Raw genomic sequence first — 24,460 nt, 5'->3', positions numbered from 1 at the left:
AAATAAAAAGCAAAGGATGATGTGTGATGTGGCTAGGTTTTGTCATAATCGGTATATTAGTTGGCATAAGTCTATGGTTTTTCAGCACGCGATGCAAAGTACTACCTAAAGTCATGTCGAAGCAAGATGAACACTTGATTTCCCAAATCATACGTAAGAGTCCAAATAAAGATTTAGCCATCAAACGTATTTGCTGTTCCTTTAAGCTTTCGATGAGTCAAGCCACAGATTTATATAGGAATGCTCAAAAATAATAAGTAGCTTTCTTCTATGATTGATCAATAGAAGGAAGCTACTTTTTTACAATTGATGGCGACGAGCAAAATCATGAAATTTAAACTTGTCTAGGCGATGATGGCTTTCTGTATATTGAAATTGCCGCATATTTTTTAAGAAGACGCGACTTGTCACCGAAACAATGTGGGTATCTTGCTCATTTAAATCCAAGTATAATTTATCCAAGGTTTTAACAGGGTCAACCGTAATTTCTTTTTCAGCAAAAGAGATTTCTAGTCCTAGTTGTTTTTCAAAGTAGGCATATAAGGAATCTTTGGCAATTTCAGTATCAAGCTCTTTCACAAATTCTAGCGCAATCAAATCCCAATCTAAAATTACCTTTTGCCCATCAATTTTACGACTTCTTAGGACGGACCAAACTTCGTGATTTTCTTCAAAGCCAGTTTTTTCAGCCAGTTCTTTTTTGACAATTAGCTTGGTTAAACTTTCAACTTGGGTGCTGCTATCATAACCATAGGCATTTTGTAACTCTTTATAACTAGTTAGACCAGAAACAGGGAAACGTAACTGTTCTCTTCTTAAGACTAGCGAACCTTTCCCTTGAACTTTTTTGATATAGCCATGGTTGGTCAATTGTTGCAAGGCTTTGCGAATGGTATCGCGTGAGGCGTCAAAGTGCTTAGCTAATTGGCTTTCGCTTGGCAAAAAGGTTTCTGGGGGATAATTTCCCAATAAGATTTCACTTTCTAATTGTTGATAGATTAATTCATATATTTTCATCAAGAACCCCTCTAACTTGTATGTACATCATAAATACTTAACATCTCTATCATACGAAAAAAACAGATATTATTTATAAAAATTAAAAAAAATTAATTTATAAGCTTGTTAAACTTTAGCTTGTTGGTGAATTCCCATACAGGTAGGTAGAATAAAGACATATTTATATCTGGGGCACCGGTAACAGAAACCGAATGATTAAAATTCTCTAATTTAAGAAAATTTTCAAACGTGTTTTCAAAATTGTAAACGGTTTACAAAAGGTATGAAATACAGTATATTAAGCATGTAAGAAACATAGTTATACAAGTTGTTTATAAGGAGGAAAAAACTATGGGCAAATACGACAAAGAAGCCAAAGAGTTGCTATCTGCCATTGGTGGTAGAGAAAACGTATCAGCTGTTACACACTGTGCGACAAGAATGCGTTTTGTCTTAAATGATCCAAAAAAAGCAGACGAAGCAACAATCGAAAATATTCCAGTGGTTAAAGGAATGTTTACGAATGCAGGGCAATTCCAAGTAATTATTGGGAATGATGTGCCTGTATTCTACAATGATTTTATTGCAGTATCTGGATTATCTGGGGTTTCTAAAGAAGATGCGAAATCAGCTGCGAAACAAAACCAAAATCCAGTACAACGTGTGATTACCATGTTAGCTGAAATCTTCACACCATTATTACCAGCAATTATCGTAGGTGGTTTAATTTTAGGTTTCCGTAATATTTTAGAAGGTGTGCAATTTGGCTTTTTAGGTAATCAAACAATTGTTGCCGTATCGCCATTCTGGAATGGGGTAAATAGTTTCTTGTGGTTACCTGGTGAAGCGATTTTCCACTTCTTGCCAGTAGGTATTACTTGGAGTATTGCTCGTCGAATGGGCGCTACTGAAATTTTGGGGATTGTCTTAGGGATTACTTTAGTTTCTCCTCAATTGTTAAATGCTTATGCTGTAAATGGTACTTCTGCTGCTGAAATTGCGAAAAACTGGTCTTGGGATTTTGGTTTCTTCCAAGTAGCTAAAATTGGTTACCAAGCACAAGTGATTCCAGCGATGATGGCCGGATTCTTACTTGTTTACTTAGAAAGATTCTTTAGAAAACGTATCCCTGAATCTGTTTCAATGATTTTCGTACCATTCTTCTCATTATTACCAACAATCATTGCGGCTCATACTATTTTAGGTCCAATTGGTTGGAAGATTGGTTCAGGTATTTCTTGGATTGTGAATACTGGTTTAGAATCACCTCTTAACTGGTTATTCGGTGGTATTTTCGGTGCGGTTTATGCGCCATTAGTAATCACTGGTTTGCACCATACCACTTTAGCGATTGACTCTCAATTAATTGCCGACTTTGGTTCAACTAACCTTTGGCCAATGATCTGTTTATCTAATATCGCGCAAGGTGCTGCAGTATTAGCGGTTGTTATTGCTCACCGTGGAAACAAAAAAGAAGAACAAATCTCAGTACCATCTGTTATTTCAGCTTGGTTAGGGGTTACTGAACCAGCGATGTTTGGGATTAACTTAAAATATGTTTATCCATTCGTTGCTGCGATGATTGGTTCAGGTATTGCAGGTATGTTTATCACAATTATGAAAGTTCGTGCTAATGCTATCGGTGTCGGTGGTCTACCAGGTATCTTAGCTATCAAGAATAGTCTAGGTGTAGGTAAAGGCACAGGTGCTCAAGGTTACTTAATCTTCTTAATTGCGATGGCGATTGCAATTGTCGTTCCAATTATCTTAACTTTATTCTTCCGTAAAGCAGGTATCTTTAACAAAATCGACCGTGTAGAACAAACAATTCCAGTTGGTTTAGGTGAAGTCGATGAAGCACCAAAAGCAACTCAAGCAAAAGTTGTAGCTGCTGGTACAAAAACTGAAGTCAAAGCACCATTTACTGGACAATTATTACCATTAGCAGATGCCAAAGATCCAGTATTTGCACAAGGTACAATGGGACAAGGGGTTGTAATTGATCCTTCTGAAGGTAAATTAGTTGCGCCATTTGATGGTACAGTCAGCTTATTATTCCCAACAAAACATGCGATTGGTTTAGTAAGTGACACTGGCGTAGAATTATTAATCCATGTAGGTTTAGATACTGTTGAATTAGATGGTAAAGGATTCACTGCGCATGTGAAACAAGGCGATGCGGTTAAAGCGGGACAATTATTACTTGAAGTTGACTTAAATGTAGTGAAAGAAGCTGGTTACACGACACAAACACCAGTAATTATCACTAACTCTAATGATTTCCAAGTAGATCCAGTGGTAGCTACGAAACCAGTGAATGCTGGCGAAACGGTTGTAACTGTAACAAGCTTATAATAAGAATGATTCATGGACTCATCACACCTAGTTGTGGTGAGTTTTTTTCTTATATCTCACTTATTATTTTTATTAAAATGTTAGCGTCTACTTATTTAGAATATACTAAAAATCGTTATCCAATGCTTGCAATTATAGTGGAAAATACTTAATCTATAAAACAGTATGTCAAATGTATATACAAGAAAAAAGAAATGAAGAGGTGGGAAAATGCAGCTATTGATTGCGTGCGTTGGTTTAATTATTGTTATTGGATTAAGTTATTTGGCAAGTAGTAACAAAAGTCAAATCCGTTGGAAATCGATTGGAATCATGTTGGTCTTGCAGTTTGTTTTAGGATTTTTCTTATTAAGAACTTCTGTGGGGACCTTTTTAGTGGCTTCTTTTGCTAAATTATTTGATTATTTATTGGAATTTGCCGCTAGTGGTGTTAATTTTGTCTTTGCCGGAGTAGCGAATAAAGGCAGTGCACCTTTTTTCCTAAATGTTTTGATGCCAATCGTCTTTATCTCAGCCATTATTGGGATATTACGTTATATTAAGATTTTACCATTATTCATTAAATATGTAGGGTTAGCCATTAGCTATATCAATGGTATGGGTAAATTGGAATCTTATAATGGTGTAGCTTCCGGAATTTTAGGGCAGTCAGAAGTATTTATCTCTTATAAAAAAGAATTGAAATTTTTAACTGAAAAACGCTTATTGACGATGAGTATTTCAGCTATGTCTACCGTTTCAATGTCAATTGTCGGTTCTTATATGGCGATGATTGAGCCAAGATATGTCATTTGTGCATTGGTTTTAAACTTATTTGGTGGTTTTATTATCGCCAGCTTAATCAATCCATATGAACTAGGCGAAAAAGAAGATCAATTCAATGCTTCTGAAGAGGACAAAGATCAAACTTTTTTCCAGATGTTAGGGGAGTATATTCTGGATGGTTTCCACGTGGCGATTACTGTTGCGGCGATGTTGATCGGTTTTGTGGCAGCAATTGCGATGATTAACGCGATTTTTAAAGGAATTACTGGTTTTACTTTCCAAGAGTTATTAGGTTATGTCTTTGCGCCATTAGCCTTCTTAACAGGGATTCCTTGGAATGAAGCAGTGGATGCAGGTAGTTTAATGGCGACTAAATTAGTAACCAATGAATTTGTAGCGATGAGCGAACTCTCTCAAGGCAACTGGCATTTTAGCGAACATACACAAGCGATTCTGTCAGTCTTTATGGTTTCCTTTGCGAACTTTTCTTCTATCGGGATTATTAGTGGTGCGATGAAAGGCTTAAATGAAGAAAAAGGAAACTTAGTCGCTAAACATGGCTTAAAGATTGTATTTGCGGCGACTTTAGTTAGCTTCTTAAGTGCGATTATTGCCGGAATTTTAGTATAATCCTCAAAAAACAGACGATAGGTGTAGTGGCTTATCGTCTATTTTTTTTGAAATATTTAAAAAAGTACTTGAAAACGGTTTTAGAATCTGCTAATATACTTTTTGTACAGAGGATTGTTACTGTTCGGCAGGCAAAACCGGAATTTCTCATTTCAGTAAATGGGGGGATTCTGGCTTTTTTTGTACAATAAATTACTTAAGGAGTCAGCTTCGTGGAAATTTTACAAGTATTTAATAATAATGTGGTGCTTTCAAAAAATGAAGCTGGCGAAGAAATTGTTTGTATGGGACGCGGCCTAGCATTTGGTAGAAAAGCTGGGCAGCAATTTGACAGAGCAAAGGTTGAAAAAGAATTTGTCTTAAAGGATAGTCAAGAGTTGCAGCAATTTGAGCAGTTACTGACCGATATCCAGCCTGAAGAATTAGAGGCGGTGCGTGAATTTGTCGAGTTGGCTGAACATTCGCTGAAAATTAAGCTCTTGCCAAGTGTATTTTTGAATTTGACTGATCATGTGCATTATGCGATTGAGCGTCAAAAATCAGGAATCACCTTAGCGAATCCTTTACTATTCGAGACTAAGAAATACTATCCAGAAGAATATTATGTGGCAAAGCAAGCTTTAGTCATTATCCAAACACGGTTGGGCGTTCTTTTACCTGAAGAAGAAGCTGGTTTTATTGCTTTTCACTTGGTCAATAGTCAACAAGATAGTCAAAATATGCAGCAAACCATGCAAGCAACTAAATTGGTTCGCGATATCCTTACCTTGATCCGGCGCTTTTTTGGTAAAACTTTTGATGAAGAAAGTCTTGCTTATCAGCGGATGGTCACACATTTACAATATTTTGCCCAACGCTATGTTCGTAACGAAAATCTAAAAGAGCAGCCAGATGAATTCTTATATGCTTTGGTTCAAGGAAAATATCCACAAGCTTTTCAATGTGTGCAGCGAATAAATGATTATTTGCACACCCAACATCTTCCGTTAATGGAGGAGTCAGAACAAATCTATTTAACGTAATTCAGGCAGAAGTCGCCCATCCTCTATAGGTGGGTGATGAATGCCGTTCGGTATGAGGGTTACTGTTGGTAACTCGAAGACCGGCAATACAGTACATTGTCTTCTTATTTCGTTCTATTTTATAATCAGTCTATATTAGAAATGAGTGATATAAAATGGAATTAGATACAAATAACCATTCAGTGTTCCTTCTTTATTACCATCTTATTTTAGTAACTAAATATCGCAGACAAGTGATAGATGATGACATATCTGATTATGCTAAAGCAACTTTTGAAAGAATTTCAGAATCGTATCACATTACTTTAGTGGAGTGGAATCACGATAAAGACCATATTCATGTCATGTTTAAAGCTCATCCTAAAACAGAATTGACAAAATTTATAAACGCCTATAAAAGCGCTAGTTCAAGATTGATAAAACGTGACTTCCCAAGAGTCAAACAATTTCTTTGGGAAGAACAGTTCTGGTCTAAAAGTTTTTGTCTGTTGACGACTGGTGGAGCACCAATTGATGTGGTAAAGAAATACATCCAAAATCAAGGAAACAATCATAAATAGAAAGCAGGTGAACTTTGTGGAACGACTAAAAGCGTACAAATTCAGAATCTATCCAACAGAGGAACAAGAAATCTTCTTTGCCAAAACTTTCGGCTACGTTCGTAAGGTCTACAATCTGATGCTTAATGATCGAAAAAAAGCGTATGAAGAAGTTAAAAATAATCCTTCTAAAAAAATGACTTTTCCAACACCGGCTAAATATAAGAATGAATTTCCATTTCTGAAAGAAGTGGATAGCCTTGCTTTGGCCAATGCCCAACTTCATTTAGATAAAGCATACAAGAATTTTTTTCGGAATAAATCCGTTGGCTTTCCACGTTTCAAAAGTAAGAAAAATCCTGTTCAGAGTTATACAACGAATAATCAAAATGGCACAGTTGCTTTGATTGATAGTAAATTAATAAAAATTCCTAAATTGAAATCATTAGTAAGAATTAATCTTCATAGACAACCAAAAGGGATGATTAAATCTGCTACAATATCACGTCATTCTAGTGGCAAATACTATATTTCTTTGTTATGTAAAGAAGAAATTAGCGAGTTACCTAAAACCAATTCTGCCATTGGTATTGACTTAGGTATTACAGACTTTGCGATTCTTTCAGATGGACAAAAAATTGATAATCATAAATTCACGTCCAAAATGGAAAAGAAATTAAAACGTGAACAACGTAAGTTATCAAGACGGGCATTATTAGCCAAACAAAAAGGCATCAATTTGTTTGAAGCTAAAAATTATCAAAAACAAAAACGCAAAGTAGCTAGATTGCATGAAAAAGTAATGAATCAACGTGCTGATTTTCTGAATAAGTTAAGTACAGAAATTATCAAAAATCACGATATTATCTGTATTGAAGACTTAAACGTAAAAGGTATGTTGCGAAATCATCAAAGTGGATCAGTGGTTTCCGTCTAGTCAGATTTGTTCAGAGTGCGGACATAAAGATGGCAAGAAATCGCTTGATATTCGAGAATGGACTTGCCCTATTTGTCATACTCATCATGACCGTGATATCAACGCTAGTATCAATATACTGGTCGAAGGTCTAAGAATACAAACTTCAGCTTAGGCACAATCAAAAAACCGTAGGAACTACGGGGATAGCTTGGTAAATAAGAGAAACCGCTGTTAGTGAAGAAATAAGCTATCAAGTATGCTCTATTCCCAAGAACCTCCCACTTCAAGCGTTAAGAACCGTTAGGTTTAGCTAAGTGGTGAGTAGTTCACCGATTCATATTCAAAGGATTGTTACTGAGTAAGTCAGGCAAAACCTAGATTGAAAATGATGTGTATACTTTTTAGTATGCCGTTTTTTCAATCTAGGTTTTTTTAATAAAAAAAGAAAGTAGGTTCAATCATGAGTAAAAATTCAGTAGGACAACGTGTTTTTGAAGCGGTAGGTGGGAAAGATAACGTTATTATCCTTACACACTGTGCGACCCGCCTAAGATTTAAATTAAAAGATGAGGGCAAGGCGGATACCCAAGCGATAAAAGCCGATCCTGAGGTAGTTCAAGTCGTACAAAGTGGCGGACAGTATCAAGAAATTATGGAAAACAATGCCCTTGGCGAATCAAAAGAAGACAGCACGCCAAAAGGAAATGTGTTAAGTGTATTAATTGATATTGTTTCTAGTATTTTTACTCCGTTTTTAGGGGCTATGGCAGCTGCGGGGGTACTCAAAGGTTTCTTGGCATTAGCAACGACGCTTCATTGGATGGATGCAACGAGTGGGACGTATCAAATTTTATATGCAGGTGCGGATGGTCTTTTTACATTCTTGCCTGTGATGTTAGCCTATACAGCAGCTAAAAAGTTTAAAGCAAATGAATATCTTGCTGCAACAATTGCTTTTGCGTTAGTTTATCCCAATATTACTTCGCTTGCTTCAGCGGGCAAAGGTTTAGATTTTCTAGGCATTCCAGCAGTGTTATCTCCATCTGGCTATACTTCTTCAGTATTACCAATTTTACTAGCTGTTTTTGTACAAAGTAAAATTGAACCAATCATTAAAAAAGTTGTGCCAAAATCACTACACACTATTTTTTATCCTTTAATTGTGTTATTAGTGATGGTTCCTTTAACCTTTGTGGCATTAGGTCCAGTGGGTACAATTATCGGTAATACTTTAGGTGGCGTATATAATAGTATTTATAACCTTAGTCCACTAGTTGCTGGTGCGGTAATGGGTGGCTTATGGCAAGTATTTGTCATGTTTGGTATGCATTGGGGCTTTGTACCGATTATGATGCTTAACTTATCCAATTTAGGTTTTGACACAATGGCACCAATGTTATTACCAGCAATTGTTGCACAAGGTGGGGCAGCCTTAGCCGTTGCGGTACGTACAAAAGATATCAAAATGCGTTCGTTAGGGATTTCTTCTGGTTTAACCACTTTCTTTGGAATTACTGAGCCAGCGGTTTACGGGGTGACATTACCACTGAAAAAGCCATTTATTGCGGCTTGTATTTCAGGTGCAGTCGGTGGTGCCATCATCGGTTGGGCGAAAGTGAAAGTTTTTGCTTTTGGTTTAATCAGCGTTCTTTCTATTCCAACCTTCATTAGTCCTAATCCAAAAATTGAATCTAATGTTATGATGGCTGTGATTGCCACAATTGTATCTTTTATTTTAGGTTTTATTTTGACCTTAGTTTTATATAAAGAAAATCAAACAGCTGAGACGATTGAAAAAATAACTACTGACTCCAAAGCACAAACAACGGATACGCAAATCCAACGTGTTGTATTAAAAAGCCCATTAACTGGTGAAGTAGTAGCCTTATCTGAAGTACCTGATCCAGTCTTTGCTTCAGGTGCGATGGGTAAAGGAATCGCTATTCAGCCGACTAAAGGAGAATTATTGGCTCCAGCTGATGGTGTGATTATGACGGCTTTTCCAACTGGACATGCGATTGGAATGAAAACGAATGACGGTGTAGAAATCTTAATGCATATCGGAATGGATACCGTTGAACTAGAGGGCGATGGTTTCACATTAAAAGTAAAAGAAGGACAACAAGTGAAACAAGGAGATTTGTTGGTACAATTTGATGTTGAACGCGTTTCCAATAAAGGTTATAATCTAATTACCCCAATCATTGTGACAAATACCAATGATTATGCGGATATTTTAGATTTAAATCAAGTAGAAGTATTAGCAAATGAAGATTTTCTAGTCGTAATCAAATAATAAAGGTAGGTAATAAATATGAGTCAAACAGTATTTCCTGAAAACTTTTTATGGGGTGGCGCTACAGCAGCAAATCAATTAGAAGGTGCCTATTTAGCAGATGGCAAGGGCTTATCGGTTGCGGATGCGATGCCAGGTGGAAAAATTCGTTTTGAAGTCCTAGGCAGCCCAGAATTTGACTGGACGATTGATGAAGAAAAATATGTCTACCCAAACCATAAAGGGATCAGCTATTATGAACATTTTAAAGAAGACATCGCGCTTTTTGCAGAGATGGGATTTAAATGTTATCGTTTCTCTATTGCCTGGAGTCGTATTTTCCCACAAGGTGATGAATTAGAACCAAATGAAGCAGGGTTAAAATTTTATGATCAAGTTATCGATGAATGCTTGAAACATGGCATTGAACCAGTTATCACGATTTCACACTACGAAATGCCTTTAAACTTAGCGAAAAAATATGGTGGTTGGAAAAATCGTGAATTAATTGCCTTTTATGAACGCTATGCCAAAGTGGTCTTAACTCGTTTCCACAGTAAAGTAAAATACTGGATGACCTTTAATGAAATCAATTCAGCGCTTCATTTTCCAGCGTTAAGCCAAGGCATGGTTTTATCAAATGGTGCGGGCGATTTCAAAAATATTGCTCAAGCATGGCATAATCAATTTGTAGCCAGTTCATTAGCTGTGAAGATTGGTCATGAGTTAGATCCAGATTTAAAAATTGGTTGTATGATTATTTATGCGACAACCTATAGTTTGGATGCCAATCCAGTGAACCAAGCAGCTACGATGGAACAAAACCAAATCTTCAATTATTACTGTGCGGATGTGCAAGTACGTGGAGAATATCCAGGGTATACCAACCGTTTCTTAAATAGCCGCGGGGTGAAATTTGAAGATCTTGATATTACCAAAGAAGACTTAGACCTATTAAAAGCTTATCCAGTTGACTATGTTGGTTTTAGTTACTACATGTCTTCTGCGGTGACGGTGACTGGCGATGAATCTGATACAGTAGCTGGTAACTTACTAGGTGGGGTGCGTAATCCATTCTTAAAAGCGAGTGAATGGGGTTGGCAAATTGATCCAGTTGGTTTACGAATTGCTCTAAATGAACTGTATAATCGTTATCAAAAACCAGTCTTTGTCGTTGAAAATGGATTAGGAGCTGTTGATGAAATAAATGCTGAGGGCCAAATTATAGATGATTATCGCATTGACTACCTACGCGCGCATATCGAACAAATGGCTAAAGCAATAGAAGATGGTGTCGACTTGATGGGTTACACACCATGGGGCTGTATCGACTTAGTCTCAGCGTCTACCGGTGAAATGAGCAAACGCTATGGCTTTATCTATGTCGATTTGGATGACAAGATTGAAGGTAGCGGCAAACGTATGAAGAAAAAATCATTTGACTGGTATAAACAAGTGATTGCCTCTAATGGTGCAGATTTAGCTTAATAAAAGTTTTAGCTGTGGGATTGTTCTCACAGCTTTTTTTGAACTTGATTTTCAATGATTCTATGTTTTTTGTTCAATATTTGAATAAATTGTTTCGTTTCATTCATCTAGTTGGCTTTTTTAATTTATTTAAGCCATAATATACATGAAAACGTTTGAGAGGATGAAGAGAGATGAAGTTAGCCGTTTTGGGAACAGGAAAAATTGTTCAAGAATTCTTACCGATGATTCAACAAGTTGAAAATGTAGAATTAGTCGCTTTATTAAGTACCCCACGTAGTTTAGACAAAGCCAAAGAGATGCAAGTACAGTATCATATTCAAGAAGTATATACAGATTATGAGACACTCTTAGCTAATGATTCGATTGATACAGTCTATGTTGCTTTACCCAATCATTTGCATTATCAATATACCAAAGCAGCTTTATTACAGGGCAAAAATGTCATTTGCGAAAAACCCTTTACACTCAATGCCCAACAATTAGAAGAATTAATCCAAATCGCGACAGAAAAACGGGTGATATTACTTGAGGCGATTACCAACCAGTACTTAAACAATTTCTTACAGATTAAAAGGGACCTAGCTAAATTAGGGGAAATCAAGATTGTAGAATGTAATTATTCACAATCTTCTTCTCGTTATGATGCTTTTAAAGAAGGCAAGATTCTCCCAGCGTTTAATCCACAAAAAGGTGGTGGGGCATTGATGGATATTAATATTTATAATATTCATTTTGTTGTTGGTCTGTTTGGAAAGCCAGAAAAGGTGCAGTATTTAGCAAATGTTGAACGTCATATTGATACTTCAGGGATTTTAGTTTTAGATTATGGTGCATTTAAAGCGGTTTGTATTGGTGCGAAGGATTCGACTGCTCAAATTCGTTCTGTTATTCAAGGGACAGATGCTTCAATTGAAGTATTGGGCGCAACCAATGAAATGCCACGCTATGAACGGCGAAGCAAAACTGAGGTAGAAGCCGTGAATGTGAATTTGGATAAGCATCGGATGTATCAAGAGTTTGTGAAATTTACTGAGGTAATTGATCAAAAAGATTTGGCCTTTGCTTCTAAACAATTAAACCATAGTCTTACAGTGATGCAAGTAGTTGATCAAGCCTTAGCAAGCGCCAATCTTCATTTAGGATAATCAATAAAGAGGTCGTCTTAGATTAATAGACGGCCTCTTTGACTTGTAATTTATTCTTCGGTTTGCTTGATACGCACCATGCTTTTGGCAATTTTGAAACGATAGACAAGCAATAAAAAGATAAACCAGACTGGCGCAAAAAGTAATGCTTGTCGGGTATCAGGTTGGAAGAGTAAGACGACTGCAATAAATGCCATAAAAGCTAAAACGAAATAATCACTTAAAGGATATAGCGGCATTTTAAAAGGATGCTCACTTCGTCCTTGAATGGTTTTTTTGTAGCGTAAATGGGCTAAAACAATCATACTCCAAATAAATAAGAAACAAGTTGTTGCGACACTTGTCACTAATACGAAGACACCACTTGGCATCACGTAGTTTAGAATCACTGCGAGTAAAATCACGCCAGCTGAGAAGAAAATGGCTCTAGCTGGTACTTTATGACTGGTTAATTTATGGAAAGCTTGTGGCGCATTTCCTTCAGCTGATAAGGAACGCAACATACGACCGGTTGAATAAATGGCTGAGTTACAAGCGGATGCGGCTGAACTCAAGACGACGACATTAATAATGGTAGCGGCGGAGACAATGCCGATTTCTGAAAAAACTTGGACAAATGGACTTTGGCTGCCATCCATTGAATTCCATGGGTAAATGGACATAATGACCGCTAAAGCACCAATATAAAATAAAATGATTCGTACAGGAATATTATTAATCGCCTTTGGTAACACACTTTCAGGGTCTTTGGTTTCACCGGCAACTAGACCAACTAGTTCAACTCCGGCAAAGGCAAAAGCAACCATTTGAAAAGAGAGGATGAACCCTTTAGGACCTGCCGCAAAAAAGCCACCGTGTGACCATAGATTACTGATGCTTACTACGCCTTGATTGGTGTGAAAATGTGTGATAATCATAAAAATCCCAACAATAATCAGCGCTAAAATAGCAACGACTTTGATTAAAGCGAACCAAAACTCTAACTCACCAAATAAAGAAACAGCAATTAAGTTAAAAGCAATGAGCAGGGTTAAGGCAATCAGCTCAGGTAACCAGTTAGGTAAGTGCGGCAACCAATATTTCATATACGTACCAATTGCCGTTAAGTCAGCCATGGCAATCGCAATCCAGCAAAACCAATATGTCCAGCCAGTAACAAAAGCTGCTTTAACACCTAGGTATTCGGCGATAAAATCAATAAATGAATGGTGGTTGGTATTAGATAAGAGCAACTCACCTAGCGCACGCATAATTAAAAAGCACACGCCTCCCATAATGGCGTAGGCTAAAAGTATCGATGGACCAGCCAATTGAATCGATTTACCGGAGCCTAAGAATAAACCTGTCCCAATGGCGCCTCCGATTGAAATGAGTTGGACATGGCGGTTTTTCAGCCCACGTTGTAAATCTTGTTTTTCTTTTTTCATGAATAACTTCCTTTAAACTTCTTTTTTGTGAATACTATCATTTTATTACATTTTCTGAAAATTTCAAATAATGCATAGGAAAAATGATAAGATATACGTCCTGTTCTTAATGAAAACTTAATTTTCCCAAATGGATTTTCTGAAAAAATTGCTAAATTCGTAAATAAAATAATGAAAAATGATAAAAATCTCATGAAAGTATAGACGAGGATGTGTATAATGAAGGGTATTGTTGGTTAAATTTTTACATGTAAAGGAAATAAAATGGATTTATTTAGAAAAAAACAAATCAATACTCAGCAATCCAGTCATTTAAGCAAGACATTGAAATTAAAAGATTTGATTTTACTAGGGATTGGGGCGGTCATTGGTACGGGAATATTTGTCGTACCAGGACAAGCTGCGGCGAATTTAGCAGGACCAGGCTTGACTTTATCCTTTGTGTTAGCTGCTTTTGTCGTGATATTAACCGGTTTTAGTTTTGCTGAGTTTGCCTCGCGTATTCCGGTCATCGGTGGGGCATATAGCTATATGTATGTGGTTTTTGGAGAGTTTATCGCATGGCTTACGGGATGGTTTCTATTATGCGAGTACATGTTGGCTGTGGCTTCAGTAGCCTCGGGATGGTCTGCGTATTTTCAAGGCTTTTTAAGTTATCTCCATCTGCAATTACCACAAGCCTTGACTGCTGGTTTGAATCTTGAAAAGGGCACCTATTTCGATTTGATTGCAGGCCTTGTCGTGATTTTTGTCGTCTTTTGGGTGCTACAAGAAGCGAAAAAAGCCTTAGCCCTCAATAATTTTATGGTATGGATCAAGTTTGGAATTATTGCTTTATTTATCGTAGTTGGTGTCTTTTTTGTGAAAACTAGCAATTGGCAACCTTATTTGCCTTTTGGAGTCGAAGGTGTGATTGATGGGGCCGCTTTGGTGTTCTTTGCCTTTTTAGGTTTTGATGCGATCGCGATGGCTGCAGAAGAAGTCGTGGAACCACAAAAGACTGTGCCACGAGGGATGATTGGCGCGATTGCCATTTCAACAGTCCTTTATATCATTGTCACAGCTATTTTAACAGGTTTAGTCCCTTATACAAAATTAGGTGTCAATGACCCAGTAGCGTTTGCGATGCGCTTTTTGCATTTGGATTTAGTTGGTTCCATTATATCTATTGGGGCGATTTTAACTTTACTAACTGTGACGATTTCGATGATGTATTCTTTAGCACGTTTGGTTTATGCGATTAGTAAAGATGGCTTACTACCGGTATCTTTGAAAAAAGTAGATGCTAAAACCCATACTCCTGTGCGCGCGACTTTAGTTTCTGGTGCGGTCGTCTTTATTTTTGCGACGATGTTTCCGCTGCAAATATTGGCAGAGTTAACCAATATCGTAGCATTAGGGTACTTGATTATGATGGCATTGGGTATTATTCGCTTGCGTCAAGTAGCGGGTGAGCCCAAACCAGGTGAATTTAAAGTGCCGTTTGTACCAATTTTTCCACTCATTACCGTGGGCTTTTGTATCTTCTTAATGGTGCAACTATCTTTAACCACTTGGATTGTCTTTTTCATTAGTCTGGTGATTGGTTTAGGCATATACTTTGGCTATGGTTATAAACATTCCACATTAAATAAATAAAAAAAAGAAAGGTTCAACGCAAAATTTTGTGTTGAACCTTTTTTACTAAGAATGGGTAATTTCCAATAATTTTTGTTTGAGATTTTCTTCCATGACGCCAAGTTCAATTTCGGCTGCTTGACGTTTTTCTTTACCTTCTTTTTGGATACGCAAGGTTTCTTGAATGGTTTCAATCAAATCATCTTGCGTTTTTTGCAATGTTTCGATATCAATAATACCACGCTCATTTTCTTTGGCCGTTTCAATGGCAGAGACTTTCAATAATTCTGCATTTTTCTTCAGTAAATCATTGGTCGTTTCTGATACTTGACGTTGTGCAGTCACAGCATCTTTTTGACGTAATAAGGTCAAGGCAATCACGACTTGGTTTTTCCAAAGAGGAATCGCTGTATGGATAGAGGATTGAATCTTTTCAGCCAAGACTTGATTGGTATTTTGAATTAAGCGAATTTGTGGCGCTTGTTGAATCGTGACTTGACGCGTTAATCTTAAATCATGGGTCCGTTTTTCAAGTCGGTCTAAAAATTGGGTGTAATCATTCACGATTTGGACATCCATTTGATCACCTGAGGCTTGAGCTTTAGCCACTGCTTGAGGAATGATTTGATTTTGTAATTCATCGATTTTCAATTCACCCGCGGCAATGTATATATTTAAAGCATCAAAGTAATCTTTATTCTTTTGATACATTTGTTCAAGCATTTGATTATCCTTGATTAGCCCATCTTTTTCGTGTTCTAATTTGACAGCGACTTTATCGATTTGGGCACCGATTTTTTGGTATTTAGCAGTAATTTCATAAATTGATTGTTTCACTTTGCCAAACATTCTTTGGAAGAAATTGCCTTCACCTGCTCGTAATTCATCAGGGTTGGCTTCTTGTAGGCGATACATTAACTCGTTTAAAGAATCCCCTATTGGCCCAATGTCGTTAGCTTGGACGTGACTTAGCATGCTTTGCGAGAATTCACTTAATTTACTTTGCGCATTGGCCCCGTAGATGATGACCGCCTGTGCATCATTGACGTCAATTTGAGAAGCGAGTTGTTTGGCTTGCTCTTGATAATTGGCATCCAAACGATCAATTAAACGAGGAGCTGTTTGTTTTTCCTGAAATTGTTTGATTTCGTTTTGTTGACTACTAGTTAATTCATTGGTATCAACGGAAAAAGGATTGGCTAATAAGTCATCCAAACTTTTATTAGTATCTGGTGTTAAATTGTCCATCATGTTTCCTGCCTTTCAATGCTAAAATTGTAGGGTTTGATGATCTGAATCTTTTTCGATATGTTTTTTTGCCATATTGATTTCAATGTCCATATCTTCAAAATCATCCGCTACAAAGTCTTGATAATCACGTTGAATCAATTCAGTTAATTGTTCGATGACTTGAATGCCTTCTTCTAGACGATCATAAGCTTCTCGACTTTTGATTTCATGATTATTGATTTCAACATATTTATTGGTTAAATCGACCAAGTTAGGAAGATGTGTGTATAAAAATAGACTTGCATCGGATAAGCGTGTTGGATTTTTGACGATTTCTTTAAACAATGCTTTAGAAATTTTAAGATAGTCGTGACGCAAATCTAAGGCTTTTAATTTTGAATTGCTTCTCACATTTTTTTGTAATTGCTCAATTTGAATTTTGGCTTGATTCATCGTGTCACGGAATAACTCAATTTCGCTATCACTTAAGCCTAATTCATGGTAATATTGCTCTTTGGCTTTGGATAATGGTGGCAAAGTATTCGGACGCACGACTTTATTTTGAAAATATTTACGCCAAGCCGTATACAGATAAATCGGAATGAAAATGGCAAAAATCTTCATTGTGGTTTCAATGACGGTTTCAGCAAAATCATAGCGTAAATCGTAATAAAATTCATGATCAAAAGCAATGGTAGCACAGGCGATAATGGCAATAGCATAAATCAGACTCTTATACAGTGGTTTCGCTTTATGCCGATTTTCTAGCGCTTGGATTGCTAAATAAGCCATAAAAATAATAAAGGCAATGGCTGCTGCAAGTAAAAAGAAAGTTTCAAAATAACCTAGTACTAAAAAAGCAATCACAATCAGTACGCCAAATATAAATAGATTTTTTTTCATTAGAACCCTCCCCTTAAAGGTGTAGATTATATACTATTGCTTGCTTTAAAATTGGGCAAGCGTTCACTTCTTTTATATTTTAGCATTTTTTTGACCAGAAAAGTATCCAACTGAGGAAGTATTTTATGGATTTATGAAAAATATAAGAAATCTTTTGCTTCCTATGGTAAACTAGAAACAAATAAAAGCAAAGGATGAAGTATAATGTTGGAATTTCAAGATTTTGAAGAAAAAACAATCCACCGTAAAGAAATTTTTCACGGAAATATTATTGATGTATGTGTCGATGAAGTCCAATTACCTGATGGCTCCCAATCACAAAGAGAACTTGTCTTTCATCCAGGCGGGGTAGCAATCATTGCAATCACTGATGAAGATAAAATGGTTTTTGTCAAACAATTTAGAAAGCCACTAGAATCTGTCATTTTAGAGATTCCAGCGGGTAAAATCGATCCAGGTGAAAATATTCATCCCTTGACCACTGGACAACGTGAACTAGAAGAAGAGGTACAACTTCAGGCGAAAGATTGGGAGTTAGTGGCGCAAATGTATCTTTCACCGGGATTTGCCAATGAACAGCTATATATTTATCATGCCAAACAATTAAGCAAGGTAGAAAATCCGAAAGCCATGGATGAAGATGAAGTCTTAGAAGTATATGAATTAACATTAGAAGAGGCTAAACAAGCAATCATGAATCGCGAAATATGTGATGCAAAGACGATTTTTGCCATCCAATATTGGGAAAATTTGAAACTTAAGGAAGGTCGATGAAATGTCAGATAAGCCCTTACTCACACGTGCAGAATTAAGAAGACGGCGTGAACAAGAGCAACAGGCGTTAGAACGTAATCAACAAATTGTTGCCAAACAAGCACAAAAAGAATTTGAACAAGAAGAACAACGCATCGCTCGCCATTATCGCAAAGAAGCAAAAAAGAATAAAGAAATTCATAAATCACGGGTAGAAGAAAAAGAAACTTCTCGTGCCTTAAATTCTTTTTTATGGAAAGCAATTATTATCGTTGGGTTAATGTTGGTTTTAATTTTTATGATTATCTTTTTTATATAATTTATTCAGAAAGTTGGTAGAAAATGAAAATCGGAATTATCGGTGCAATGGACCAAGAAGTCAAAATATTAAAGGAAAAAATGGCAGCACCCATGTCCTGGGAACGCGCAGGAGTTTTGTTTGTTTCGGGTACTTTAGGCAAACATGATGTCATCGTGGTACGCTCAGGCATTGGGAAAGTGGCTGCCAGTGTCACAACGAGTTTACTGATTCAACAATATGGCGTCAATATGGTGATTAATACTGGTTCTGCAGGAGGAATTGGTGAAGGCTTAAAAGTTGGTGATGTGGTCTTTTCTGAAAAATTAGCGTATTTTGATGTTGATGTCACAGGATTTGGCTATGAGTATGGTCAATTACCAGCTGGCATGCCATTATATTTTGAAGCAAGCAAATATATTATAAATGAAATGAAAAAAGCCGCGGAAAAAACTGGACAACAAGTGCGTAGTGGCTTAATTGTAACCGGAGATAGCTTTGTCAATAGTCCGGAAAAAATTGCGGAAATTAAATCGCATTTTCCAGAGGCGCTTGCTTGTGAGATGGAGGGTGCAGCCATTGCCCAAACTGCCCGTCAATTTAATATTCCATTTTTAGTTGTACGAGCAATTAGTGATACGGCAGACCATCAAGCAACAATGAGTTTTGATGAATTTATTGATGAAGCTGGAAAACGCTCCGCAGAAATGGTAATTGAGTTTTTAAATACAATTAAATAAATGAAAAAAGGTGAGAAATATGAAGGCTTTAATTTCGATTGATTATACGTATGATTTTGTCGCAACGGATGGTAAGTTAACGACTGGTGAATATGGTCAACAAATTGAAGAAGCGTTGGTAAAGGTTACAAAAGATTTTATTGAAAATGATGATTTTGTGGTTTTCGCCATTGATGGTCATGATAAAAAAGATCACTATCATCCAGAAAATAAATTATTCCCGCCACATAATCTGATAGGCACCCCTGGGCGTGACTTATATGGTAAATTGGCTGATTTGTATGAGCAAAATAAAAGTAAAGAAACAATTTATTGGCTAGACAAACGTCATTATTCCGCTTTTTGTGGGACGGATTTAGATTTACGCTTGAGAGAACGCCAAATTACGGAAGTCTATTTAACTGGGGTATGTACCGATATTTGTGTATTGCATACCGCTGTAGATGCCTATAATTTGGGCTATAAAATTTTTGTCGTGGAAGATGCCGTGCAAAGTTTTGATCAAGTGGGTCATCAATGGGCACTCAATCATTTCAAAAACACATTAGGGGCGACAATTGTTTAAATGAAAGCAAAAATTTTAGATAAACAAACTTTTGAGCAACTCGCTGACTTAGAAAATACGCAAGGTAATTACTGTGGGACGTATTGTTGTGCGGTTTTATTAAGCTATTTTCAAAAACATTTTACGCCAGCTATTTTGCCTGATTTTTTACAGGAAAATACCCAGCAATGTCAAGCAAGCTTGGTCGAAATATTAAAACTATTGGTGCAACCATTTGGCTTTCCTACCTTACCGATTGAGTTGTCGATGGGGTTGAATCGATTTTTTAGGCGTTACCAGATGCCTTATCGTGCCCATAGTACTACCATGGTTTGTCTGACACGTATTAAAAAACGCATTGATGCCGGTCTTCCATTGATTGTAGGTTTATCTAAGAAAAGAGGGAGTAGCTATGGGAATCACTGGGTTGTTTGCTACGGGTATCTACAAAATGAAGATGGCAGCTATGATTTGCTGGTGCATGATGTTTGGGGTAATCCGGCTAAAATCATTCCGGCAAAGTGGGTCAATAGCACAGTTTCGATGAAGCGATAATTATTTTTATGAAAACACAAGAAAATTTTCAAAATCACCTCAAGATATGATACAATAAAAGAAAAAAACATTTTTGGAGGATGAAACGGTGGCGAATACTGCAACAGACAATGTCAAAATTTTTAGTCTCAACGGGAATCAACCTTTAGCAGAAAAAATTGCTAAAGCCTTTGGACAAGAATTAGGAAAATGTGTAGTGCGACAATTTAGTGATGGGGAGATTGCGATTAACATTGAAGAAAGTGTCCGTGGGGTGGATACTTACTTAATCCAATCGACCAATCAACCAGTGAATGATTACTACTGGGAACTTTTAATTATGATTGATGCAATGAAACGGGCGAGTGCGAAATCAATCAATGTCGTCTTACCTTATTATGCTTATGCGCGTCAAGATCGTACCGCGCGTCCACACGAACCAATTACTGCAAAATTGATTGCCAATATGTTAACCAAAGCAGGGGCAACGCGTGTTCTAACATTAGATTTGCACACAGTACAAGTACAAGGTTTCTTTGATATTCCAGTGGATAATTTATTCACGATTCCATTGTTTGCTCAGTATTATCTCAATCAAGGAATGTCTGGTGATGACTATGTGGTTGTTTCACCAAAAAATAGTGGGGTACAGCGTGCACGTAGTTTAGCAGAATATCTAGGTTCTACTTTAGCCATTGTGGATCAATCCGATGAATATGAAGCAGGTGGCTATGTGATTGGGGATGTCAAAGGAAAGAAATGTATTATGGTGGATGACATTTTAAATACTGGTCAAACCTTTGTCAAAGCAAGTAAACTGCTAACTGAGCAAGGCGCTACTGAAATTTATGCTTGTGCTTCTCATGCTTTATTATGTGAAGGGGCTAAAGCTGATTTAGATGCAGCACCAATTCAATCTATTTGTGTGACTGATTCATGTCTGATTGATGATAGTCGCAAGCCAAATGTCCTTCATTATATTACTTGTGCGGATTTAATGGGAGAAGCGATGAAACGTATCCAAGAAAATACCCCAATGAGTCCTTTATTCCGCCTATCTATTGAAGATCAAAAATAAACGTTTAGCCAAATGAGTTTACTTGACAGAAATTGCGAAGTTTAGTAAGCTGATTTGGCTTATTTGTTAGTAAAGGAAGTAGATTTTATGTATTTTGACCATGCAGCAACATCGCCTATGCATCCAGTGGCCATTGAAAAAATGACTGCTATCATGAATGAGGTGTTTGGTAATCCATCTAGCATTCATCAATATGGTCGCAAAGCTCATGAATATTTAGAAAAGGCACGCCAAGTCATTGCTAAAACTTTAAAGGTTAAACCTCATGAAATTATTTTTACCAGTGGGGGAACAGAAGGCGATAACTATGCCATTATCGGCGCCGCTTTTGCCAATCAAGCGAAAGGACGTCACATCATCTCTACAAGCATAGAGCATCCAGCAGTTATGGAAACTTTACATTACTTAGAAAAACAAGGCTTTGAAGTGACCTACTTACCAGTGGATGCTAACGGACAAATTTCGCTAGCTGACTTTAAACAAGCGCTACGAGAAGACACGATTTTAGTATCCATCATGTTTGCGAATAATGAAACGGGCAATTTATTACCGATTGCCCAAATTGGTGAAATCTTAACAGACCATCCCGCTATTTTTCATACAGATGCGGTACAAGCTTATGGGAAAGTGGCGATTTTTCCAGAAGAATTAGGCATAGATTTATTAAGTATTTCGGCTCATAAAATCAATGGGCCTAAAGGAATTGGTTTTCTTTATAAAAAAGATAACGTCAAATTACAGCCAATTACACATGGTGGTGAGCAAGAAGAAAAGCGTCGGGCTGGAACGGAAAATTTACCCGCGATTTGTGCGATGGCTGAAGTGGCGCAATTTCACCATGAACATTTAGCTGAAGAACAAGCACAGATGCAAGCGTTAAGTCAGCATTTTCTAGACGTGTTATCCCAACAACAGGTTCGGTATCAAGTGAACGGCGATGAAGCAAATAAATTGCCACAGGTATGGAATCTTTCCTTTGATCAAGTGAATAATCAAATGCTTTTGATGCATCTAGATTTAGCAAACATGGCCATTTCAACTGGTTCGGCATGTACAGCGGGGAATGTTAACCCTTCCCATGTATTAGAAGCGATGTATGGAAAAAAGGATGAAAAAATTCATACCGCCATTCGTGTAAGTTTTGGCCTGGGCAATACTTTAGATGAAGTAGCGCAACTAGCCCAACAATTAGGACAAGTCGTGCGTAAATTTCAACAAGCGTAAAATTTGTTTTCTTAAATCTAGGCAAAGGTTTTCAGATGACAAAAGCTGTGATAAAATAAAGAAAAACATGAAAAGAGGCTAGATTTATGGCTTTTGAAAAAACAGCAACAGTTCTAGGTTCAGCTGTCAAATACCAAATGAACCCAAATGCAAAACGTTATACCTTGCGTGATAATGGTTTTGTTGAAACAAATGGAGGCAACTTCCAACTGATTCGTTCATTAGAAGCAACGCCTCAAAGTAAGGAAGGCTTTAAATTAAAAATAACTGTTTCTAAAGACTTACAAACTTTAAAAATGTCGATTACCAATGCGACAGGTCTAAAAGCAGTCAATATTTTCAAGAGCGAACAGCATAAAATGTTGCAGGATAAATTCTATTTCTTGATGGATGGATTTATCGATCGTGGTTTATTAGAAAAAGCATAAGGTAAGAAAATCGTAGTCTTGGTACTGCGATTTTTTTCGTGCATGTTGGGGAAATTTGCGCTATAATGAAGTTTACTGAAAATAATGCGACCTTCAATCGTAGTAGATTTCAGAATCTATAAAGAAATGATGGTGATTTTTTATGCAAGACAACAGCAAAATTCGTGTTGTTGTAGGTATGAGTGGCGGGGTTGACTCGTCGGTTACTGCCCTTTTATTAAAAGAACAGGGCTATGATGTCATCGGAATCTTCATGAAAAACTGGGATGATACCGATGAAAATGGTGTCTGTACGGCAACAGAAGATTATAAAGATGTTGCGGCAGTCGCTTCACAAATTGGGATTCCCTATTATTCAGTGAATTTTGAAAAAGAATATTGGGACCGTGTTTTTGAATATTTCTTAGCCGAATATCGCGCGGGTCGTACCCCAAATCCTGATGTCATGTGCAACAAAGAAATTAAGTTTAAAGCCTTTTTAGACTATGCCATGCAACTAGGTGCGGATTATGTCGCAACGGGTCATTATGCACAAGTGAAGCGTGATGAAAATGGTGTTGTGCATATGCTAAGAGGAACTGATAATAACAAAGACCAAACTTACTTTTTAAGTCAGTTATCACAAGAACAATTGTCTAAAACTATGTTCCCGCTTGGTCATTTAGAGAAAAAAGAAGTACGTGCAATCGCGGAAAAAGCTGGTTTAGCAACTGCCAAGAAAAAAGATTCAACGGGTGTTTGCTTCATTGGCGAAAAGAACTTTAAACAATTTTTGAGTCAATATTTACCTGCTCAACCTGGGAAAATGATGACTCCTGATGGAATAGAAAAAGGAACGCATGATGGTTTAATGTATTATACAATCGGTCAACGCCAAGGTTTAGGCATTGGTGGGGGCGGTAAAACACAAGAGCCATGGTTTGTAGTAGGAAAAGACCTTGCAACCAATACCTTAATTGTGGATCAAGGTTTCCATCATCCATTATTGTATGCGAACCGTTTAACAGCAAGCCAAATTCACTTCACAACGAATGAAGAAAAACCACAAGAATTTCGCTGTACCGCTAAATTCAGATATCGTCAACAAGATGTACCGGTTACTGTCCGTTTATTAGAAGGGGACCGTGCTGAAGTATTATTCGATGAAAAAGCCCGTGCCATCACCCCAGGACAAGCAGTCGTCTTCTATGACGGCGAAGAATGCCTAGGCGGCGGACTCATCGACCAAGCCTACCAAGACCAAAAACAAATGCAGTATATATAAAGGTCGTAAATCGACTCGGTCAGCTACGAGCGGATAAGTTTGTCCAGAACGTCGGGAAAGTCCGAAAAGTAAAGACTTTCCCAGACGGGCTGGCTTATACGCCGAAGTAGCTAGTCGATTTACGCCGTCAAAAAAGGTTGTGAGAAGGGTCGCTCAGCTACAAGTAAAAGGTTATCAATCAACTTGGTCAAATACGAGAAAATTCATGTGTTACCTACTGCTAAGAAAATCGGATGAAAGGAGATTTTCTTAAGCAGGAGGGTGAATTTTTCGAGTATTT

Annotated in this window: 22 protein-coding genes and 1 pseudogene; 19 read left to right on the top strand and 4 right to left on the bottom strand. The window is 37.2% G+C overall.

What is annotated here, in order from left to right; translation table 11 throughout:
* Window positions 1–26: 26 nt before the first annotated feature.
* Window positions 27–254 carry a hypothetical protein gene (locus ACTQZM_RS00775; protein ID WP_441652587.1) on the top strand — a complete coding sequence of 76 codons (228 nt, stop codon included), beginning with the start codon at window positions 27–29 and terminating at the stop codon, window positions 252–254.
* A gap of 46 nt (window positions 255–300) precedes the next feature.
* Here the strand turns inward: ACTQZM_RS00775 and treR are convergent, their stop codons facing one another.
* Window positions 301–1,017: a trehalose operon repressor gene (gene treR, locus ACTQZM_RS00770; RefSeq protein WP_441652586.1), complete on the bottom strand. Its 717-nt coding sequence runs from the start codon at window positions 1,015–1,017 to the stop codon at window positions 301–303.
* Between the two features lie 333 nt (window positions 1,018–1,350).
* Here treR and treP point away from each other — a divergent pair, with 333 nt between their 5' ends.
* The 8 genes and pseudogenes from treP to ACTQZM_RS00730 all read left to right on the top strand — a co-directional run bounded on the left by treP (window position 1,351) and on the right by ACTQZM_RS00730 (window position 12,140).
* On the top strand, window positions 1,351–3,354 hold the full coding sequence (treP, locus tag ACTQZM_RS00765; protein ID WP_441652585.1) for a PTS system trehalose-specific EIIBC component: 2,004 nt from the start codon (window positions 1,351–1,353) through the stop codon (window positions 3,352–3,354).
* 210 nt (window positions 3,355–3,564) lie between these two features.
* On the top strand, window positions 3,565–4,749 hold the full coding sequence (locus tag ACTQZM_RS00760; RefSeq protein WP_016251017.1) for a NupC/NupG family nucleoside CNT transporter: 1,185 nt from the start codon (window positions 3,565–3,567) through the stop codon (window positions 4,747–4,749).
* A 212-nt stretch (window positions 4,750–4,961) separates the two neighbouring features.
* Window positions 4,962–5,771, top strand: coding sequence for a BglG family transcription antiterminator LicT (licT, locus tag ACTQZM_RS00755; protein ID WP_441652584.1), 810 nt, complete (start codon window positions 4,962–4,964; stop codon window positions 5,769–5,771).
* A gap of 155 nt (window positions 5,772–5,926) precedes the next feature.
* Window positions 5,927–6,331 (top strand): IS200/IS605 family transposase, encoded by a 405-nt coding sequence (gene tnpA, locus ACTQZM_RS00750; RefSeq protein WP_441652583.1) that lies wholly within the window; start codon window positions 5,927–5,929, stop codon window positions 6,329–6,331.
* A 16-nt stretch (window positions 6,332–6,347) separates the two neighbouring features.
* Window positions 6,348–7,401: pseudogene (locus tag ACTQZM_RS00745) on the top strand (RNA-guided endonuclease TnpB family protein).
* A 288-nt stretch (window positions 7,402–7,689) separates the two neighbouring features.
* The gene (locus ACTQZM_RS00740; protein WP_441652582.1) at window positions 7,690–9,525 is read left to right on the top strand and encodes a beta-glucoside-specific PTS transporter subunit IIABC; all 1,836 of its coding nucleotides are present in this window, start codon (window positions 7,690–7,692) and stop codon (window positions 9,523–9,525) included.
* A gap of 18 nt (window positions 9,526–9,543) precedes the next feature.
* Window positions 9,544–10,992 (top strand): glycoside hydrolase family 1 protein, encoded by a 1,449-nt coding sequence (locus ACTQZM_RS00735; RefSeq protein ID WP_441652581.1) that lies wholly within the window; start codon window positions 9,544–9,546, stop codon window positions 10,990–10,992.
* A 173-nt stretch (window positions 10,993–11,165) separates the two neighbouring features.
* Window positions 11,166–12,140 carry a Gfo/Idh/MocA family protein gene (locus tag ACTQZM_RS00730; protein ID WP_441652580.1) on the top strand — a complete coding sequence of 325 codons (975 nt, stop codon included), beginning with the start codon at window positions 11,166–11,168 and terminating at the stop codon, window positions 12,138–12,140.
* Between the two features lie 50 nt (window positions 12,141–12,190).
* Here the strand turns inward: ACTQZM_RS00730 and ACTQZM_RS00725 are convergent, their stop codons facing one another.
* On the bottom strand, window positions 12,191–13,567 hold the full coding sequence (locus tag ACTQZM_RS00725) for an amino acid permease (RefSeq protein WP_441652579.1): 1,377 nt from the start codon (window positions 13,565–13,567) through the stop codon (window positions 12,191–12,193).
* 264 nt (window positions 13,568–13,831) lie between these two features.
* Here ACTQZM_RS00725 and ACTQZM_RS00720 point away from each other — a divergent pair, with 264 nt between their 5' ends.
* Window positions 13,832–15,205 (top strand): APC family permease, encoded by a 1,374-nt coding sequence (locus tag ACTQZM_RS00720; RefSeq protein WP_441652578.1) that lies wholly within the window; start codon window positions 13,832–13,834, stop codon window positions 15,203–15,205.
* Between the two features lie 45 nt (window positions 15,206–15,250).
* Here ACTQZM_RS00720 and ACTQZM_RS00715 read toward each other — a convergent pair whose 3' ends face one another.
* Entirely contained in the window at window positions 15,251–16,432 is a 1,182-nt protein-coding gene (locus tag ACTQZM_RS00715) for a toxic anion resistance protein (protein WP_047340989.1), read from the bottom strand.
* A 21-nt stretch (window positions 16,433–16,453) separates the two neighbouring features.
* A complete protein-coding gene (locus ACTQZM_RS00710) occupies window positions 16,454–17,317 on the bottom strand; it encodes a 5-bromo-4-chloroindolyl phosphate hydrolysis family protein (RefSeq protein WP_441652577.1) in 864 nt (287 codons plus the stop codon).
* A 204-nt stretch (window positions 17,318–17,521) separates the two neighbouring features.
* Between ACTQZM_RS00710 and ACTQZM_RS00705 the strand changes: the two genes are divergently transcribed.
* The 9 genes from ACTQZM_RS00705 to mnmA all read left to right on the top strand — a co-directional run bounded on the left by ACTQZM_RS00705 (window position 17,522) and on the right by mnmA (window position 24,180).
* Window positions 17,522–18,091: an NUDIX hydrolase gene (locus tag ACTQZM_RS00705; protein ID WP_441652576.1), complete on the top strand. Its 570-nt coding sequence runs from the start codon at window positions 17,522–17,524 to the stop codon at window positions 18,089–18,091.
* Window position 18,092: 1 nt separating this feature from the next.
* Complete coding sequence (gene macP, locus ACTQZM_RS00700) at window positions 18,093–18,389, top strand: cell wall synthase accessory phosphoprotein MacP (protein ID WP_248621071.1); 297 nt, start codon at window positions 18,093–18,095, stop codon at window positions 18,387–18,389.
* Between the two features lie 23 nt (window positions 18,390–18,412).
* A complete protein-coding gene (locus tag ACTQZM_RS00695; protein WP_441652575.1) occupies window positions 18,413–19,108 on the top strand; it encodes a 5'-methylthioadenosine/adenosylhomocysteine nucleosidase in 696 nt (231 codons plus the stop codon).
* Between the two features lie 19 nt (window positions 19,109–19,127).
* The gene (locus ACTQZM_RS00690) at window positions 19,128–19,673 is read left to right on the top strand and encodes a cysteine hydrolase family protein (RefSeq protein ID WP_441652574.1); all 546 of its coding nucleotides are present in this window, start codon (window positions 19,128–19,130) and stop codon (window positions 19,671–19,673) included.
* On the top strand, window positions 19,674–20,207 hold the full coding sequence (locus tag ACTQZM_RS00685; RefSeq protein WP_441652573.1) for a C39 family peptidase: 534 nt from the start codon (window positions 19,674–19,676) through the stop codon (window positions 20,205–20,207).
* An 88-nt stretch (window positions 20,208–20,295) separates the two neighbouring features.
* Complete coding sequence (locus ACTQZM_RS00680; RefSeq protein WP_248624086.1) at window positions 20,296–21,264, top strand: ribose-phosphate diphosphokinase; 969 nt, start codon at window positions 20,296–20,298, stop codon at window positions 21,262–21,264.
* Window positions 21,265–21,351: 87 nt separating this feature from the next.
* Window positions 21,352–22,488: a cysteine desulfurase family protein gene (locus ACTQZM_RS00675; protein ID WP_441652572.1), complete on the top strand. Its 1,137-nt coding sequence runs from the start codon at window positions 21,352–21,354 to the stop codon at window positions 22,486–22,488.
* An 86-nt stretch (window positions 22,489–22,574) separates the two neighbouring features.
* A complete protein-coding gene (locus ACTQZM_RS00670) occupies window positions 22,575–22,916 on the top strand; it encodes a DUF1831 domain-containing protein (protein WP_243179142.1) in 342 nt (113 codons plus the stop codon).
* Between the two features lie 142 nt (window positions 22,917–23,058).
* Window positions 23,059–24,180: a tRNA 2-thiouridine(34) synthase MnmA gene (mnmA, locus tag ACTQZM_RS00665; RefSeq protein ID WP_441652571.1), complete on the top strand. Its 1,122-nt coding sequence runs from the start codon at window positions 23,059–23,061 to the stop codon at window positions 24,178–24,180.
* Window positions 24,181–24,460 lie beyond the last annotated feature (280 nt).

The sequence above is a fragment of the Enterococcus cecorum genome (assembly GCF_052119425.1).
GTDB classification, from domain to species: Bacteria; Bacillota; Bacilli; order Lactobacillales; family Enterococcaceae; genus Enterococcus_E; species Enterococcus_E cecorum_C.
This window is presented reverse-complemented; position numbering and strand designations above follow the sequence as displayed.